The organism is Terribacillus aidingensis, assembly GCF_900215625.1.
GTDB classification, from domain to species: Bacteria; Bacillota; Bacilli; order Bacillales; family Amphibacillaceae; genus Terribacillus; species Terribacillus aidingensis.
Genome location: NZ_OBEK01000002.1, coordinates 962,846 through 980,120 on the forward strand (window position 1 = coordinate 962,846; position 17,275 = coordinate 980,120).

17 protein-coding genes are annotated in these 17,275 nt (G+C 45.0%); 4 read left to right on the plus strand and 13 right to left on the minus strand.

Annotated elements, in window-relative coordinates:
* Positions 1–27 precede the first annotated feature (27 nt).
* The 7 genes from uvrC to zapA form a co-directional block, all read right to left on the minus strand.
* Positions 28–1,830, minus strand: a complete 1,803-nt coding sequence (gene uvrC / locus CRO17_RS10255) for an excinuclease ABC subunit UvrC (protein ID WP_097041816.1) — start codon at positions 1,828–1,830, stop codon at positions 28–30.
* A 79-nt stretch (positions 1,831–1,909) separates the two neighbouring features.
* Complete coding sequence (gene trxA / locus CRO17_RS10260; RefSeq protein ID WP_097041818.1) at positions 1,910–2,224, minus strand: thioredoxin; 315 nt, start codon at positions 2,222–2,224, stop codon at positions 1,910–1,912.
* 99 nt (positions 2,225–2,323) lie between these two features.
* A complete protein-coding gene (locus tag CRO17_RS10265) occupies positions 2,324–2,728 on the minus strand; it encodes a DUF350 domain-containing protein (RefSeq protein ID WP_097041820.1) in 405 nt (134 codons plus the stop codon).
* Between the two features lie 21 nt (positions 2,729–2,749).
* Complete coding sequence (locus CRO17_RS10270) at positions 2,750–5,092, minus strand: endonuclease MutS2 (RefSeq protein ID WP_097041822.1); 2,343 nt, start codon at positions 5,090–5,092, stop codon at positions 2,750–2,752.
* A gap of 22 nt (positions 5,093–5,114) precedes the next feature.
* A complete protein-coding gene (gene polX / locus CRO17_RS10275) occupies positions 5,115–6,830 on the minus strand; it encodes a DNA polymerase/3'-5' exonuclease PolX (protein WP_097041824.1) in 1,716 nt (571 codons plus the stop codon).
* A 54-nt stretch (positions 6,831–6,884) separates the two neighbouring features.
* Positions 6,885–7,460, minus strand: a complete 576-nt coding sequence (locus CRO17_RS10280) for a CvpA family protein (protein ID WP_097041826.1) — start codon at positions 7,458–7,460, stop codon at positions 6,885–6,887.
* Positions 7,453–7,728, minus strand: coding sequence for a cell division protein ZapA (gene zapA, locus CRO17_RS10285; protein WP_077308161.1), 276 nt, complete (start codon positions 7,726–7,728; stop codon positions 7,453–7,455). Before zapA ends, CRO17_RS10280 begins: the two co-directional genes overlap by 8 nt.
* A gap of 118 nt (positions 7,729–7,846) precedes the next feature.
* On the opposite strand from zapA, the gene rnhC reads away from it, so the two are divergent.
* Complete coding sequence (gene rnhC, locus CRO17_RS10290) at positions 7,847–8,788, plus strand: ribonuclease HIII (RefSeq protein WP_143596010.1); 942 nt, start codon at positions 7,847–7,849, stop codon at positions 8,786–8,788.
* Here rnhC and CRO17_RS10295 read toward each other — a convergent pair.
* Both CRO17_RS10295 and CRO17_RS10300 read right to left on the minus strand, forming a co-directional pair.
* Positions 8,785–9,090, minus strand: coding sequence for an aldo-keto reductase family protein (locus tag CRO17_RS10295; RefSeq protein ID WP_097041830.1), 306 nt, complete (start codon positions 9,088–9,090; stop codon positions 8,785–8,787). The genes rnhC and CRO17_RS10295 overlap by 4 nt on opposite strands.
* Before the next feature lie 56 nt (positions 9,091–9,146).
* The gene (locus CRO17_RS10300) at positions 9,147–9,638 is read right to left on the minus strand and encodes a GNAT family N-acetyltransferase (RefSeq protein ID WP_245864753.1); all 492 of its coding nucleotides are present in this window, start codon (positions 9,636–9,638) and stop codon (positions 9,147–9,149) included.
* Positions 9,639–9,730: 92 nt separating this feature from the next.
* On the opposite strand from CRO17_RS10300, the gene CRO17_RS10305 reads away from it, so the two are divergent.
* Positions 9,731–10,084 (plus strand): YunG family protein, encoded by a 354-nt coding sequence (locus tag CRO17_RS10305; protein WP_097041835.1) that lies wholly within the window; start codon positions 9,731–9,733, stop codon positions 10,082–10,084.
* Positions 10,085–10,582: 498 nt separating this feature from the next.
* Here CRO17_RS10305 and pheT read toward each other — a convergent pair whose 3' ends face one another.
* The 3 genes from pheT to CRO17_RS10320 all read right to left on the minus strand — a co-directional run bounded on the left by pheT (position 10,583) and on the right by CRO17_RS10320 (position 15,145).
* Complete coding sequence (gene pheT, locus CRO17_RS10310) at positions 10,583–13,009, minus strand: phenylalanine--tRNA ligase subunit beta (protein ID WP_097041837.1); 2,427 nt, start codon at positions 13,007–13,009, stop codon at positions 10,583–10,585.
* A gap of 17 nt (positions 13,010–13,026) precedes the next feature.
* Positions 13,027–14,061, minus strand: a complete 1,035-nt coding sequence (gene pheS / locus CRO17_RS10315; protein WP_097041839.1) for a phenylalanine--tRNA ligase subunit alpha — start codon at positions 14,059–14,061, stop codon at positions 13,027–13,029.
* Between the two features lie 343 nt (positions 14,062–14,404).
* Positions 14,405–15,145 carry a TrmH family RNA methyltransferase gene (locus tag CRO17_RS10320; protein WP_097041841.1) on the minus strand — a complete coding sequence of 247 codons (741 nt, stop codon included), beginning with the start codon at positions 15,143–15,145 and terminating at the stop codon, positions 14,405–14,407.
* A gap of 94 nt (positions 15,146–15,239) precedes the next feature.
* On the opposite strand from CRO17_RS10320, the gene sspI reads away from it, so the two are divergent.
* Entirely contained in the window at positions 15,240–15,455 is a 216-nt protein-coding gene (gene sspI, locus CRO17_RS10325) for a small acid-soluble spore protein SspI (protein WP_097041843.1), read from the plus strand.
* An 82-nt stretch (positions 15,456–15,537) separates the two neighbouring features.
* Complete coding sequence (locus CRO17_RS17885; protein ID WP_281253816.1) at positions 15,538–16,155, plus strand: lytic transglycosylase domain-containing protein; 618 nt, start codon at positions 15,538–15,540, stop codon at positions 16,153–16,155.
* A gap of 34 nt (positions 16,156–16,189) precedes the next feature.
* Here CRO17_RS17885 and CRO17_RS10335 read toward each other — a convergent pair whose 3' ends face one another.
* The gene (locus CRO17_RS10335; RefSeq protein WP_097041845.1) at positions 16,190–17,269 is read right to left on the minus strand and encodes a M42 family metallopeptidase; all 1,080 of its coding nucleotides are present in this window, start codon (positions 17,267–17,269) and stop codon (positions 16,190–16,192) included.
* Positions 17,270–17,275 lie beyond the last annotated feature (6 nt).

The following is a 17,275-nucleotide window of genomic DNA, read 5'->3' on the forward strand; positions in this document are numbered from 1 at the left end:
AATAGGCCAGGCCATCATAAGCCTGGTCTATTCTTGTTCATCCTCTTGTTCATCTTGCGGGTTATTCAAATGATTCAATATAACTTGCGCAGTTGGTGCTGGTATACCAAGCTTGCTAATTTCTTCGACGGAAGCTTCCTGGATAGCTGGTACTGATTTGAAATGGCGCATAAGCAGTCTTCTGCGCTTCTCCCCTACGCCAGGAATATCATCCAGCTTGGATTTGATCGCACTTTTGCCGCGAAGCTGACGGTGGAAGCTGATGGCAAAGCGATGGACTTCATCCTGTATCCGCTGAACCAAATAAAAATCCTGTGTATTTCGGTCAAAATTAACGACTTCTGGGGGTGTGCCGTAAAGCAATTCACTCGTTCGGTGCTTGTCATCCTTTGCAAGTCCGCAAACCGGGATATCTAATCCAAGTTCGTCCTCCAGAACTTCCAAGGCAGCGCTCATTTGGCCTTTTCCGCCGTCAATGACAATTAAGTCAGGCAGCGGCAGGTTATCCTGCAATACACGCTTGTAGCGGCGTCTGATGACTTCCCGCATCGTATCGTAATCATCCGGACCTTTTACATCACGTACTTTGTACTTTCGATATTCTTTTTTGTCAGGACGCCCATCGGTGAAAACAATCATCGCTGACACTGGATCGGTTCCTTGAATATTCGAGTTATCAAAAGCTTCAATGCGATGCGGCGTTTCAATATTCAGCTTTTCTCCAAGTGACTCTACTGCTTTGATCGTTCGGTCTTCATCACGCTCAATAAGCGAGAATTTTTCTTTAATAGCGATTTTTGCATTCTTTCTGGCAAGCTCCACTAGTTCTTTTTTTCGGCCTCGGAATGGGATGGCAACATCGGTATCCAGTAACTGCTGCAACCCTTCCACGTTCGTGCCAATAGGTACGAGCACCTGTTTTGGCATCAAGTGGTTTTGATGTAAATAGAAACGCCCGACAAAGGTAAGGAATGTTTCTTCTGGTTCATCAAAGAACGGGAACATGCTGACATCACGCTCAATCAGCTTGCCTTGGCGGATAAAGAATACTTGCACGCACATCCAGCCTTTGTCATAAGCAAAACCGAAAACGTCTCTGTCTGTCTGATCCGTCAATGTCATCTTCTGCTGCTCCATGACGGATTCAATATGCTGGATTTGATCACGCAATTCTTTTGCCCGTTCAAAATCAAGTTCTTCCGATGCTTCCTGCATCCTTTGCTGCAAATCCTTCTTAATCTGATGGTGTCCGCCATTTAAGAAGGTCGTAATATTTTGTACGATATTACGGTTTGTTTCTTGGGAAACAGGATATACGCAAGGACCAAGGCATTGGTGCATATGGTAATACAAGCAAACACGGTCCGGCATCGTATTGCATTTACGCAGCGGGTAAAGCCTGTCCAGCAGTTTCTTCGTTTCCCTGGCTGCGATGACGTTCGGATACGGTCCAAAGTATTTGCCTTTATCTTTTTTCACTTTTCGTGTCACCAGCAAGCGCGGCTGTTCTTCTGCTGTAATTTTCAAATAGGGATATGTCTTATCATCCTTTAGCAGGATGTTATATTTGGGATCGTATTTTTTGATTAAATTCATTTCTAGAATGAGTGCTTCGATTTCGGAGGAGGTGACAATATATTCGAAATCGACAATCTCTGCGACAAGCCGCTGTGTTTTGCGGTCGTGTGCACCAGTAAAATAGGAGCGCACGCGATTGCGGAGTGTCTTAGACTTTCCAACATAGATGACTGTCCCATTTTTATCTTTCATCAAATAACAGCCAGGCTGCGGCGGCAGAACAGCGAGTTTATCTGTAATCGTCTTGTTCATTCGCTTTCCCCTCTATACTATTCTTTACATAAAGGAACCCTTGCTACAGAAAGTAACAAGGGATCCAATTCATGATTGCTTACGCGTGTTTGTTTACTAGCTCAACAAGAGCTTCTTTTGGCTGGTAACCAATAACTTGGTCTACAACTTCGCCATCTTTGAAAAGAAGCAAAGTCGGAATGCTCATTACGCCGAATTTACCAGCAGTTGCTTGGTTTTCATCAACGTCGAGTTTTACGATTTTGACTTTATCGCTCATTTCGCCATCGATTTCTTCCAATACTGGAGCGATCATTTTACAAGGGCCGCACCAAGTTGCCCAAAAGTCAGCAAGGACAAGTCCTTGACCAGTTTCTGTACTAAAGTTTGAATCCGTTGCATTTACAATTGCCATTGTCTATTCCTCCTAAATAAAGCTTTCACCAGAGTATAGCACTGCTGAAGTCCGGAACGCTACTAGTTTGCTTAGAAGGCTCCATTCCTAAACATCGTACTAAATACTTGCTCCTATAACATAAGACAATCCTACGGAAATAACAAGCGAAATAAACCCTACTGCGCGATTATCATTCGCAATCTCCTTGTCAATCTTGTAAGTCGGCGTCAGGAACTCAAAGATAAAATAACCGATCAGCAGCATGACGAAGCCGACAGAACTCCACACAATACTCTCTAAGATACCATCATTATGTTCATAAGAAAAACGAAGCACATTCGCAATTCCGAACATCTTTCCCCCTGTCGCCATCGCTACTGATAAGTTTCCTCGTCTGATTTCTTCCCAGTTCTTATAAGAAGTAACCAGCTCGAAAATAGCCATGAATACAATAATGCTCAATACTGCCACACTATAGCGAGCAGCTGTCAGGACAAACGTATTTTCCCAAAATGACTCCATAACTTCGAATTCCCCCGGTCGTTACTGAAATTCCAGCACGGTAACACCAGTTCCGCCTTCACTCATACCGCCGGAGCGATGATTTTTCACGGCACGATGACGCTTGGCAAATTCCTGCACACCTGTCCGCAATGCGCCTGTTCCTTTACCATGAATAATTGATACTTGCGGATATCCCGCTAATAGTGCATCATCCACATATTTCTCTACGCGGCGCAGTGCATCTTCGTATCGTTCTCCGCGCAAATCCAGCTCTGTGCTTACATGATAGGCGGAGCCCTTTACAGTGGCTACCGGCTTTTCTTTTAATGTATCTTGTCTCTTTACGAATTCAACGTCTTTTCGTTTCGCTTTTATTTTCATAATTCCAATTTGGAGTAAATATTCTTTGTCGCTGACCTTCTCGACAACTGTTCCTTTTTGGCCGAGTGTGAGCAGAAGTACTTCGTCACCAGGCATGAGCTGCTGGGATTCCTTCGATTTTGGTGCTGATTTGGCACCTTTTTTAGCAAGCTCTGGTGAAGCATCCTCCAGCCGTTTTCGCGCTTCAATAATTTCATGCTCTTTTACACTAGCTTGATTTTTCATCGTACGAAGCGAGCTGACAATTTCTTCTGCTTCTTCCCGCGCTCTTTCTACCGCTTTAGCAGCTTTTTCTTCTGCTTTTTGGTAAAGACGTTCCCGCTTGGCGTCAAACTCCTGCCATTGCTTCTCCAAATCCTGCTTCAGCGCCTCTGCTTGTTCCAGCTGTGTTCTGGCAGTTTCATAATCCTGTTCTGCTTGACGGCGAGAAGTCTCTAAGGAAGCTATCATGTTTTCCACACTCTTCGAATCAGTACCAATCAGTTCTTTTGCACTTTCGATTACAGATTCTTTTAAGCCGAGACGGCGTGATATCTCAAAGGCATTACTGCGTCCCGGTACACCAATTAAGAGACGATACGTTGGCTTCAGTGTTTCGACATCAAATTCCACGCTGGCGTTTACAACACGCTCTCGGTTAAATCCATATGCCTTCAGCTCCGGATAGTGTGTTGTAGCTACAACGGACGCACCGCGCTTGATTGTCTCATCCAAAATACTCATTGCTAATGCGGCACCTTCCTGAGGATCTGTACCGGCACCAAGTTCATCGAACAAAACAAGTGATTGATGATCGACTTGCTGCAAAATATCCACGATGTTCACCATATGTGAACTAAATGTACTCAAGCTTTGTTCAATAGACTGTTCATCGCCAATGTCTGCAAACACATCGGTAAAGACAGCCATCTCTCCGCCATCAAGTGCCGGCACTTGCAAACCGGACTGAGCCATAAGTGTACAAAGGCCGATTGTCTTGATTGTGACCGTTTTACCGCCGGTATTCGGTCCGGTAATCACGATGGTGGAATAATCTTCTCCAAGGTCAATATCATTCGCTACCACTTCGTCTGGATCGATGAGCGGATGTCTTGCCTGCTTCAAATGAATAATACCTTGATCGTTCATTTTCGGCATGGAACAGCGCATCACCGCGCCCAGCTTTGCTCTAGCTGCTATAAAGTCAATCTGACCAAGAATCTCAATATTAGCGAGCAAGATCGCTTCATCTTCAGCAACTCGCATACTGATTTCTTTTAAAATTCGTTCAACCTCTGCTTTTTCCTGCGCTCGTGCTTCCTGCAGCTGGTTATTCATATCTACAACAGCTTGCGGCTCCATGAACAATGTCTGTCCAGAGGAAGACTGGTCATGCACAATACCGCCGATTGCTCCGCGATATTCTTGTTTGACCGGCAGCACATAGCGATCATTTCGAATTGTAATAATAGAATCGGATAACATCTTGCTTTTCGATCGGGTATAAGATTCTAATTTCTCTCTTACTCTGCTTTCATTCGTACGGATTTTAGTACGGATTCCGCGCAAACGGTCTGATGCGCCGTCCATCACACGTCCATGATCATCAATGGCGTTTTTTATATGGCGCTCCAAGTCGCTTAACGAAACAAGCTGTTCAACAAGTGCCCGAATAATCGGCAGTTCAAGGTCTTCCAATTCTTCTACGAAATGTTTCAAATTCTTTCCGCCATAAATGGTGCTGGCAATATCCAGGCACTCATTGGCATTCAAAATGCCGCCAATTACCGCTCGCTTCACACTTGCACCGATATCATGAATCCCGCCGAGCGGTATTCCTCCGCGAAGACGGATAATGGAAGCCGCTTCATCCGTTTCCGCTTGCAGCCGCTCGACTGCTTCTAATTCGGTTGCTGGCTGGATTTGCATCGTTCTTTTTTTGCCAAGTGAAGATGCAGCTTGTTCACTCAGCATTTGGATGATTTTATCAAATTCCAACACACGGAATATTCGTTTGTTCATTTTTTCCCCTCACTTTTAGCAGTTAGTTGCGCTGAAAAAGCTCCATCAACTGTTGCTTCGACCATGTGTTGATGACTGTCTCCGGTTTAAGCCAGCCTTTCCGTGCCATAGCTACCCCTACTTCCATAAAGGATAGTGTCGCATAGCTGTGGGCATCGGTATTGACAGCAATCTTGACACCGAGCTCCTGCGCTTTTTTTAAGTACGTCCACGACAGGTCCAGTCGGTTTGGATTGGCATTCAATTCAATGACTGTTCCTGTTTCTGCCGCTTTCTCTAACAGCCAATCCGGATCAGCCGCGTAACCGGCCCTTCTGCCAATAAGACGGCCTGTTGGATGGGCAATCACATTTACATTCGGATGTTCCAGCGCTGCCGTCAGACGATCCTTTATTTGCTCAGCTGATTGCGAAAAGCTGGAATGAATTGCACCGATTACGTAATCCATCTCTTGCAAAAATGCATCATTAAAGTCTAAGCGGGCATCCGGCAGAATATCCATTTCCACACCAGCAAAAATATGAAAGTCGGGGAACAAAGCGTTGACACGCTCAATTTCTTCCCGCTGTTTTCGGAGACGCTTCTCATCCAACCCGTTTGCTACTTTCAAATATTTCGAGTGATCTGTAATTGCAATATAAGAATAGCCAAGTTCGATTGCTTGCTTTGCCATTTGTTCAATTGACTGCGCACCATCACTCCAGGTTGAGTGCATGTGCAAATCTCCTTGAATATCGGAAAGCTGAATGAGCGGCATTTCTTGTTTGAAGCTGTCTAACTCGCCGTGCGCTTCCCGTATTTCAGGAGGTATAAAGGTTAAATCAAAGTGCTGGAAAAAATCCTTCTCTGTTTGGAATGTAGTCAGTTCTCCTGTTTCCACATTCTCCACACCATATTCACTAATCCGCTCGCCGCGTTTTTTGGCCAGCTGACGAAGAGCGACATTGTGGTCAGCCGAACCAGTAAAGTGATGTAAAGTCGTCGCAAAAGCTTCTGGTTCGATTAATCGGAAATCGACGTTAATGTGATAACCTTCTTCTAATGTAACGGATACTTTTGTTTCTCCATTGGCGATAACTTCTTTTAGATTCTCAATTGTCAGCAGCTGCTCTTGGACTTCCTTTGGCTCATTCGTTGCGATAATAAAGTCCAAATCTTTCACCGTTTCCTGCATTCGGCGCAAGCTCCCGGCCCGGGCATAGCGCTCAATACCAACCAGACTTTCCAAAAATGCTTCAATTCGTTCTGCTAATGGCAGCATCATAGCAATTGGAATACGCTCTGGTCTGGATCCGACATTTGCTAAGCCATCGAGAATTTTTTCAGCAGACTTTTTGCCAAAGCCGCTTAGCGCTGCAACTTTTCCTGATTCTACTGCTGTTTTCAACGATGCTCCGTCAACGACGCCAAGCTCCTGGTACAGCTTGGCCAGTTTCTTCCCGCCTAATCCTGGCAAATCAAGAAGCGGCACAAGGCCTTCAGGCACTTCCTCCTGCAGCTGACGCAGCGTATCAGACTCTTCGTTTTGAATATATTCTTCTATCACAGCGGCCGTACCTTTGCCGATGCCATTTAATGCTGTAAAGTCAGTAATCTCATCTAGTGACTGATCATTTGTTTCCAATGCATTCGCAGCTTTTCGGTATGCAGATACCTTGAACGTATTTTCCCCTTTTAGTTCAAGATAAGTTGCAATCGTCTCTAATAGTTTAACAACGTCTTTTTTGTTAACAGCCATGTGTCTCATCCTCTCGACCAAGGTAGAAAACCCTTGCGCACGATGCCGCAAGGGTTAGTTATTCCATCCCATCATTTCGCTGGGTAATTTATTTGCAACATGATTCAGCCATAAATCTTTAATTTCACCAGATATATAAGGTGTATGCTCCACCATCCAAGCTGCGAGTATTGACTTATCCAGTGCTTCCTGAATTGGTGTGATCGGCAGCAGTACGGAAAGATATAGAATGATGAATACGATTAAATATATCTCGATGAAGCCGAGCGCACCGCCAAGAAGTTTGTTGACAGAACGTAAAATCGGCAAATCGGCGATAAAATCAAGCATCGATCCAATAATGTGTAAAACAATTTTTGTTGCGAAAAAGAGAATCGCAAACGCAATGGCGTTATAAAACACTTGATCTAAGGGTACAGCTCCAAATATATTGGACCACGTACTGTCAGATGACATATCCGGATACGGAATCCATAATTCCAATTTCGGAGCCAGCTGATCATAATAAATAGCAGCAACAATAAATGACACAATAAAGCTTGCCAAATGGAACAGCTGCATAATGAAGCCTCGCTTCAAGCCGACGAGAACGCCGAACAGGAGCAACGCGATAATGAGTAAATCAATCATTGTCCTTGCTTGCCTCTTTCCTTGTAATAGAACCTAGCAACTGTGCATAGTCTTCTTTTAGTTTTAAATAATCATTTGTCGTATTTACAGCCGTTAGTACGGCTAATTTTGCTGTATCAAGATTCGGATTCGCCGCAGAGATCTCCGACATCTTCTGGTCGACTAGGCTCGCCACCATGCGCATGCGATGAGCTGGCTCTTGGCCTACAATTGTATAGGATCGGTTATGTATTTCTACCGTAACACGTGTTTTATCTGACTGGGACACGTTATCCCCCCTCACTTCTCTTATAATACTAAACCTTATAGTAACATGAAGGTGTCAATTTAGGAAACAATTCAATATAGCTTTATCGGCATGCTATACTGGATGTCAGATTGGAGAGATGAACGTGGGACAAATCGTATTGCAAGTAACATTGGACAAAATCCAGGAAATGAAAACGGCATACAGCCAAACAGCGAAAGCGGCACCACCCGGAGCTGTCTTTGCCGCCAAAACACCTAGCTGCAGCATCACTGCCTATAAATCCGGTAAAGTGCTGTTCCAAGGCAAAGCTCCGGAAACAGAGGCAGACAAATGGGGAACATCTCCAGCAGCTTCTAAAAGCTCCAGCACCTCAAAGCCAAGCGTAAATGATCATAAGTATGCGCCAGACCCTTCTTTATTTACCGCCTCTCACATCGGCTCGGACGAAGCAGGTACTGGTGATTTCTTCGGTCCCATTACGGTGGCGAGTGCATATGTAGATAAGAGCCAGGTTGCACTGCTGAAAGAGCTTGGTGTGAAAGACTCAAAGCTTCTGAAGGACGATGTGATCCAGCGCATCGCAAAGGATCTTATGCTCGCAGAGATGCCCTACTCCCTCTTAGTGATGCGCAATGAAAAATACAATCAGCTGCAGCAGCGCGGCTGGTCGCAAGGCAAGATGAAAACGATGATGCATCACCACGCTATCCAGAAGCTGCTTGCCAAGATTGCCCCGACCATGCCGGATGGCATCCTGATTGACCAGTTTCAGCTGCCGTCAACTTATATAAAACATCTTGCTTCTGAAGGAGAAAAGCTGCAGCCTGACGTGAGCTTTATGACGAAGGCGGAAAGCTATTCTCTCGCTGTAGCCGCAGCTTCGATCATCTCCCGAGCGAGCTTCTTAAAAGAGATGGACAAGCTTTCCAAGCAAGCAGGCTTTACCATTCCAAAAGGTGCCAGTGCAGCGGTAGATCAAGCAGCCGGCCGCCTCATCCGGAGCAAGGGGCGCCAAGCGCTTCCTGTATTCACGAAAATGCATTTTGCAAATAGCACCAAAGCCGAAAAGTACGTCTAACGTCCATATTTTCGCCGACTATTAGATTTCCTGGTCCGCACGAGCCTGCCAGCAGGCTGCTTGCGGATCCATTTTATATACTTGGACAGTTTTACATCTGACCGCAGCGCTTCGATCGCACCAAGCCGGGCTGCCAGCTCCTCGTTTGTATATAATGCATGGATTTGTTTGTGACACGGAATGCAAATCATCGCTGTATCTAGAAATGTGCCACCCATTTCCTTTGGTATAAGATGATGCTCTGTTAACGTAACCTCATCACGGCCGCAAAGCTCACATCTGCCAGTATGCTGTCTTGCCACATACATCCCCTCACTTAGTACCAGTATAGACAGTAAATTCCGCTTTTAACGTATTGTTAATCTATTTCCCGATAATACCGAAGTGACACCTGCGTTTCTCCTGTTTCAGTCAGATTGATTTTCTTGCCCCGCAGACGGAAACCTCTTGCTTCATAAAAAGGAATGCCTAACAGATTGCCTTCTTGTACGGATACCCATTGTTCCGAAGCACCTTGCTGCTTTTGATCCTTTGTCAATGCCTCCAGCAGCAGCTTTCCAGCACCCTTATAACGCGCCGATTCATCTACATACAGCACAAACACTTCCCCAGTCGTTTGTGCTGTTACCACTCCTCCAATGACACCAACCACTCGCCCAGCTTGCATTGCCACATAACGATAGCTGCCAGATTGGATTTCTTCTTTTACACGTTCAAGATTGTACCAATAATCGACATTCTGCCGCTGAAAATCCTCACTAAGCTTCCCAGCAACCGTTTGCCGCCACCCTTTGGAACATATAGCTGCTATTGTTTCTGCGTGTGATAGTTCTGGTTTTCTTAAATTCAATTCTGCTCCCCCTTTTTCCATGAATCTTTGGTAGAATTATAGAAAATAATCCCATGTTTAACAAAATGAATACACGGGAGGATTAGTACAATATGAACTACACACATATCAAGCGTGCTCTACTGCATGCTTGGTCATTAAACACCAGTTCCAAATGGACGCCTGTTAACCCAGCAAAAGGACAGTGCAGTGTTACCGCCCTTGTTATCCAAGACATCTATGGCGGCGAGATTATGAGGACTGCTGCCCCAGAGGGCTGGCATTTTTACAATGTTATTAATCAAAGAAGGCTGGATTTTACTGCATCGCAATTTGAAGAAGAGCTCACGTATGAAGACATTCCTGCAGGGCGCAAAGAAGCCTTTTCTGATACAAATTTGCTTCAGTATGAAGAATTGCGAAAACAAGTTATGAGATTTCTTACGCTTACTTGCAGTGAGATATAAAAAGAACCAATACCAGCCTGCTTAGGTGTTGATCCCAGAAGTATTACACAACTCTATTTATTGCTCTGTTTCTCTTTTCTTTTTTAATTTACTAACTAAGAAGGCAGCAAGGTTTATACCTATTAAAATTAGAAATCCATAACCAATTGCCCTGCTTACAATAATTGCATAAATAGTTACACCGAGGAAAGATAGTAAACAGATAAAAATAAAATAGTTCGCGCTGATACTTGAAAACGATCACCCCTAGTACGACTAATATGGTGATTATATCATAATTGAAATAATTTACATATTGATTATAATTTAACAGATGCTCTTACTCATCCTTGATTATGTAACATGATTACTAATTAAAAAATCGCTTCTTATTTCCGAATCGGTGCTCTTAATTTCCAATGCAAAAAATCCAAACAATTCTGCTGTTAATTGCAGTACTGTTTGGATTTTTATATAGCTTTAACAGTTACGTTTCAGCCTTATCTTTATCTTTTTATATTAACTTCTCAATTCCGCACCATGCGCTGCTTTCACAGCTTCCATAATGCTGTTATAAGAAGCTTCTACTTCTTCATCTGTCAGTGTGCGTGTTGGATCTTGGTACAGCACGGTATAGGCAATGGACTTCTTGCCAGCTTCCATGTGCTCGCCTTGGTACACATCGAAGATCTGTACTTGCTGCACAAGCTCACCGCCTGCTTCTTTGATCGTCCGCTGAATGTCGCCGGCATGCGCTGCTTCATCTACCACAAGGGCGATATCGCGTGTTACAGACGGATGACGCGGTACAGTGCGGAAGCTTGGTTCTTCTTTATACTGATCTATCAAATAAGCCACATCTAAATCAAATACATATGTTTCTTTTAGATCGTACGCTTTTTGTACGGTTGGGTGCAATTGTCCTACAACACCAACTGCGCGGCCGTTATGGGAAACAGTTGCTGTACGGCCAGGATGATAACCGTCTACTTGCGCCTGCTGGAAAACAGGTTCTAGGTCAAGCTGAGCGAAGATGCCTTCAACGATTCCTTTTACGACATAGAAATCGACCGGCTTCTTCTCCTGCTGCCATGGCTGCTCCGTCCATGTGCCGGTAATCGCACCAGCAAGACGAGCTGTTTCGGTTGGCTGCTCTGTCGTTTGTTCTTCTTCTGAAAGGAAAATACGACCGAATTCAAAGTAGCCTAAGTTATCTTGTTTACGCGCCACATTATAAGATAGCGTGTCCACAAGTTCTGGAAGCAAGCTAATGCGCAGGTGGCTGTGCTCTTCACTCATCGGCATTTTTAATGCTACAGCGTGTACGCTTTGCTCTTTCACTTCTGGGCTGACAAGCATTTCTGTGCGTGCTTTGCTAGTCAGCGAGTACGTGATCGTTTCCATCAAGCCAGCACCTTGCAAATACTGTTTCAGCTGGCGTTTCAGATATTGCTTTGTTGTCAGTTTACCAGCAAACGCTTCACCTTCTGGCAGCGTGTAAGGAATATTATCATACCCGTAAATACGAGCAATTTCCTCGAGCATGTCTTCAAACAAGCTGATGTCGCCGCGTCTTGTTGGGATAGAAACCGCGAATTGGCTGTTATCTTGTTCAAAACCGAACTGCAATCTTGTCAAAATAGACGCGATTTCATCATCAGAGATTGTGGTACCTAAACGTGCGTTTACACTTGCCGTATCTAGCTCGACTTTTTTCTCTTGGCGATCTAATTCGTCGAATTCAACAACACCTTCGGCAACCGCTCCCCCAGCGTATTCCGCCAGCAAACGGGCAGCATAAGCTCCTGCTTTTTTGACGCGATTTGGATCAATACCTTTTTCGTAACGAGAGCTCGCTTCACTGCGCAAGTTATGATGCTTGCTGGAACGTCGGATTGCACGGGAATCAAAGTAAGCTGCTTCCAGCAATACAGTTGTCGTCTGATTAGTTACTTCAGAGTTAGCGCCGCCCATGACACCTGCAAGTGCAATCGGCTCCTTACCGTTTGTGATAACGAGCTCATCGCCTGTTAGCGTGCGTTCTTGATCATCCAAGGTCTGCATTGTTTCGCCTTCGTTCGCAGTTCGAACAACAATTTCTTTTGTTGCCACTTTGTCATAATCAAAAGCGTGCAGCGGCTGTCCGTAAACAAGCAGCACATAGTTTGTAATATCAACAACATTATTGATCGGGCGAATGCCTGCTGCCATTAAGTAATTACGCATCCAAAGCGGGGATGGTGCAATCTTTACGTTTTCGATTACATAAGCGCCGTAATATGGGTTAAGCTCATTATCTTCTACTTTCACTTGTACAAAGTCAGCTGCTTTGCTGTTGCTTGTCGGATACGCTTCCTCCGGCAAGTTGACTTCTTTATTCAAGATTGCTGCCACTTCGTAAGCAACACCAAGCATGCTCATCGCATCAGCACGGTTAGGTGTCAGACCAAGCTCCAGTATCACATCATCTAAGTTAAGCAGTTCGGCAACAGGAGTTCCAACCTCCGCATCTTCGGGAAAAACAAAAATTCCTTCTGCGAATTCTTTTGGTACGAATTTCTCGTCAATACCTAATTCTTGAAGTGAGCAAACCATCCCGTGCGATTCGACGCCGCGCAGTTTTGCTTTTTTGATCTTCATGCCGCCAGGAAGACGCGCACCCGGTAGTGCGGCTGCGATTTTCTGCCCTTGTGCAATATTCGGTGCACCGCAAATGATTTGGTATGTTTCTGTACCAACATTGATTTGACAAAGATTTAATTTGTCTGCATTTGGATGCTGTTCACAGCTTTCCACATAGCCGACTACTACGTTCGTGCTCTCTGGAGCAATGCGCTCAATTCCTTCTACTTCGATACCGGAGCGCGTAATTCTTTCTGCTAGCTCCTCCGGTGTACTATTATCTATGTTTACATATTGTTTCAGCCAATTTAAAGATACAAACATCGTTATCTAACCTCCCGTTATGCCTTATGGTATTGCGATAGGAATCGTACATCATTCGTATAGAAGTGACGGATATCGTCAACGCCGTATTTAAGCATTGCGATACGCTCTACACCCATACCGAATGCGAAACCGGAATATTCTTCCGGATCATAACCGCTCATCCGAAGAACATTGGAATGTACCATGCCGGCACCAAGGATTTCAATCCAGCCAGTGTGCTTGCAGACGTTACAGCCTTTCCCATCACAAACTTTACACGTCACATCAACCTCTACAGACGGCTCTGTAAATGGGAAGAAACTTGGACGCAAGCGGATTTCCCGGTCAGCACCAAACAATTTACGAGAGAACTCGAGCAGAACACCCTTCAAATCGCTCATGCGAACGTTCTTATCAATCAGCAGTCCTTCAATTTGTGTGAATTGATGGGAATGCGTCGCATCATCACTGTCACGGCGGTATACAATACCTGGGCAGATCATCTTGATTGCTTTGTCACCGTTGTATTCCCGCATTGTACGAGCCTGCACTGGCGATGTTTGCGTACGTAAAAGCAGATGATCTGTAATATAAAATGTATCTTGCATATCACGCGCAGGGTGATCTTGCGGCAAGTTCAATGCTTCAAAGTTGAAATAGTCTGTCTCTACTTCTGGTCCCTCTTTAATTTCAAAGCCCATTCCAAGGAACAAGTCTTCTACTTCTTCAATGATGCTCGTAAGCAAGTGAGGGCCGCCTGTTTTAACTGGACGTCCTGGCAGCGTCACGTCAATTGCTTCTTTTTGCAGCTGTTCATTTAGTGCTGCTTCTTCGAGCAAGTTCTTTTTATTATCCAATGCTGTTGCAATGGCTTCGCGAACTTTATTTGCCAATTCGCCGATTACCGGGCGTTCTTCCGGAGACAGTTTCCCCATTCCGCGCAGTACTTCTGTGATTGGTCCTTTTTTACCTAAGTAAGCAACGCGCACGTCCTGCAAAGCTTGCAGGTTATCAGCTTGCTGTACTTTCTCGATGGCTTCTGCTTGTAGTGCTTCGAGTTTTTCTCTCATGCTTTTGCCTCCTATGATTTTGAGCATAAAAAAAGCCCCTCCCTCCGAGAAGGGACGAGCTTTCATTCGCGGTACCACCCTTGTTGGTATACACTTGTACACCCAACTTGAAGCTTGATAACGGATCTTGCAATCCGGATACACCTTTACTTGTCAAAAACAGACAAGGTCCCGGCGCCTGCTCCAGAGTGAAGGTTCATCCGCTGCCGCAGCCAGCATGCTCTCAGTCTAAGGCATGCCTTCCTGGTGCTGCGATTCGCAAGGGATTACTGACTCTTTCCACGCATCTCAATATGAATCTTGTTTTATTATAGAAAATCCCGGCGCAACTTGCAACCCGCTTTTATTTGTTTACCGTGTGATAAAGCAGGATTCCAGTTGCAATACTAACATTGAGCGATTCCGCTTTGCCAAATATCGGGATTTTGACAGCCATGTCGCTTTGGGCGATTAGCCGCTTATCAATTCCTGCTCCTTCATTACCGACTAGCAATGCTGTCTTCTCCGGAGCAGTTACTGCTCGGTAGTCTACCGCTCCCTCTAGCGCCGCTGCCCAGACGGTATATCCATTGTCCTGCAGCTCTGGAAGCAATAATTCTAAGTCAGCAGTTAGTACCGGCAAGTGGAAAATAGAGCCTTGAGTCGCACGAACCACTTTGTCATTATAGCGATCAACTGATCCTTCGCCAACATATATCGCATCATAGCCAGCAGCATCAGCTGTTCGAATAATTGTCCCCAGATTGCCTGGATCTTGTACTGCATCTAATAAGAGAATTCGATTGTGGCGTTTCAGCTTTTTATCCTGCATCTGCACGACAGCCGCGATGCCTTGAGGCGTCTCTGTATCTGTAATTGACTTGAATACATGCTCACTGACTGTTTCTGCATCTAAATGAGAAGCCCATTCTGGCAGTTCCGTCTCTTCCCGAAGGATAAGCTGTTCAATCGTCCAGCCTGCTGTAATTGCTTCTTCGACTAAATGGAAACCTTCCACAAGAAAGGTGTTCGTCTTTGTCCGTTCTTTTTTTCGTTTTAATTTTTGCCACTGTTTTACTTGGGCATTTTGTGTTGATGTAATCAACGCACGTTCACTTCCCTTTCTCGACATATCCTCTATCATACATAGTTTTACAAAGCCCGGTCAAACTATAAAAAAGTTAAGGAGGTGTTCATGTATGGATTTGGACATCCGACGCGCTATTTTGGCGAATATTAAAGGCAATAATGAAGAACAGCTGGAAGCAACTATCACAGATTCCATTGGCGGCAGAGAAGTATTGCTTCCTGGTCTTGGCGTACTGTTTGAATTAATTTGGCAGCATGCTGATGAAAACGAAAAAGCAGAAATGGTTGATGTACTAGCAAAAGGAGTACAAGCGACGCAAAGCTGATGCTGGGGCGAAATAAAGTCTTGTCCGTCTGGTTCTTTTGAGCTACAATTGGACTAACAATATGTGACAGGAGATATGTTTTTTGGATACATCTTATCTGCTTTCGACACTTAGTCCTCTTATCCGCGCATCTTACCAGCAGCAGACAGGACTTTCCCAATTATCCAGCCCGAGCCAGTCATTCAGCGATGTGCTGATGCAATCAATGCAAGCAAACATGCCAGTTCATCTGAATCCCTATGTAACAACTAGCACCCCGTCACCAGTGCAGAACGTCACGGCTGTGCAGTCCATTATGGAGAGCGCTCCAGCCAGTTCGGGGAATAGTACGATTGATAGTATTATCTCCAGCGCAGCTTCCCGATACGGCGTAGATGAAAAGCTTATCCGTTCTGTTATAAAAATGGAGTCAAACTTCAATCCGAGAGCTCAGAGCGGTGTGGGAGCGCAAGGATTGATGCAGCTTATGCCGGCTACAGCAGCAGGACTTGGAGTTACGAACAGCTTTGATCCCGAACAAAACGTCATGGCAGGTACAAAATACCTCAGCCAAATGCTTGACCGTTATGACGGCAATACAAGCTTAGCACTGGCAGCTTATAATGCCGGACCAGGTAATGTGGATAAATACAATGGCATACCGCCGTTCAGCGAAACAACAAATTACGTCCGTAAAGTAATGGGCAGTTATCTCGCGTAAAAAAACCAGCTTCCTCCAGGAAGCTGGTTTTTTATTAGCTGTACGTAATTTTTTCAACTGTTTCTTTGTCAAGCTTCTCGATCACTGCGGTTAGCAATTTTACAGTGTTATCATAATCATCTTCATGCAGCATCGCAGCATGTGTATGAATATAACGTGTTGGGATGCCGATTGTTAGAGCCGGAACACCTTCACCGGTCAAATGAATGCTGCCGGCATCGGTTGCGCCGCCCTTTATCGTATCGTATTGATAAGGAATCTTCAGCTCTTCTGCGGTCTGGATAACCAAATCACGCAAGCCTTTATGAGAAATATGTGCAGCGTCGTATAAGACGATTTGCGGACCGCCGCCAAGCTTGCCATTCGCTTCTCTGTCGCTTATACCTGGTGTATCGCCAGCAATTCCTGTATCAACTGCAAAAGCGATATCCGGCCCAATCTTATTAGCAGAAGTTATAGCACCGCGTCTTCTGACTTCCTCTTGCACGGTTCCAACACCATAGACAGTTGCTTCTTTGTCTGTATGATGTAAGTTTTTCAGTACATCAATGGCAACAGCACAGCCAATCCGATTGTCCCAAGCTTTCGCTAACAGCAGCTTTTCATTCTTCATCTTTGTGAATTCAAAATACGGCACGACCGAATCTCCCGGACGAACACCAAATTCCTCTGCTTCTTCCCTGCTGCTGGCACCAATATCAATGAACATTTCTTCTATGACTGCTGGTTTCTTCCGCTTTTCGAGGGACAACAGATGCGGCGGCTTAGAGCCGATAATCCCGACAAGCTCTCCTTTACGCGTATGAACAGTGACACGCTGCGCCAGCATTACTTGGCTCCACCAGCCGCCAAGTGTTTGGAAAAATAGATAGCCGTTCGCATCGATGCGCGTCACCATAAATCCAATCTCATCCAGATGCCCAGCAATCATTACTTTCGGACCGTCTGGTTTGGAGCCTTTTTGCTTCGCAATTAAGCTGCCCAAGTTATCGGTAGACACCTCTTGTGCATAAGGTGAGATATAATTCCGCATCACATTGCGAATTGCAGCTTCGTCTCCAGATACACCAGGTGCATCGGTTAAGTCTTTTAGCATCTTCAGTTTGTCATTCATATGTGT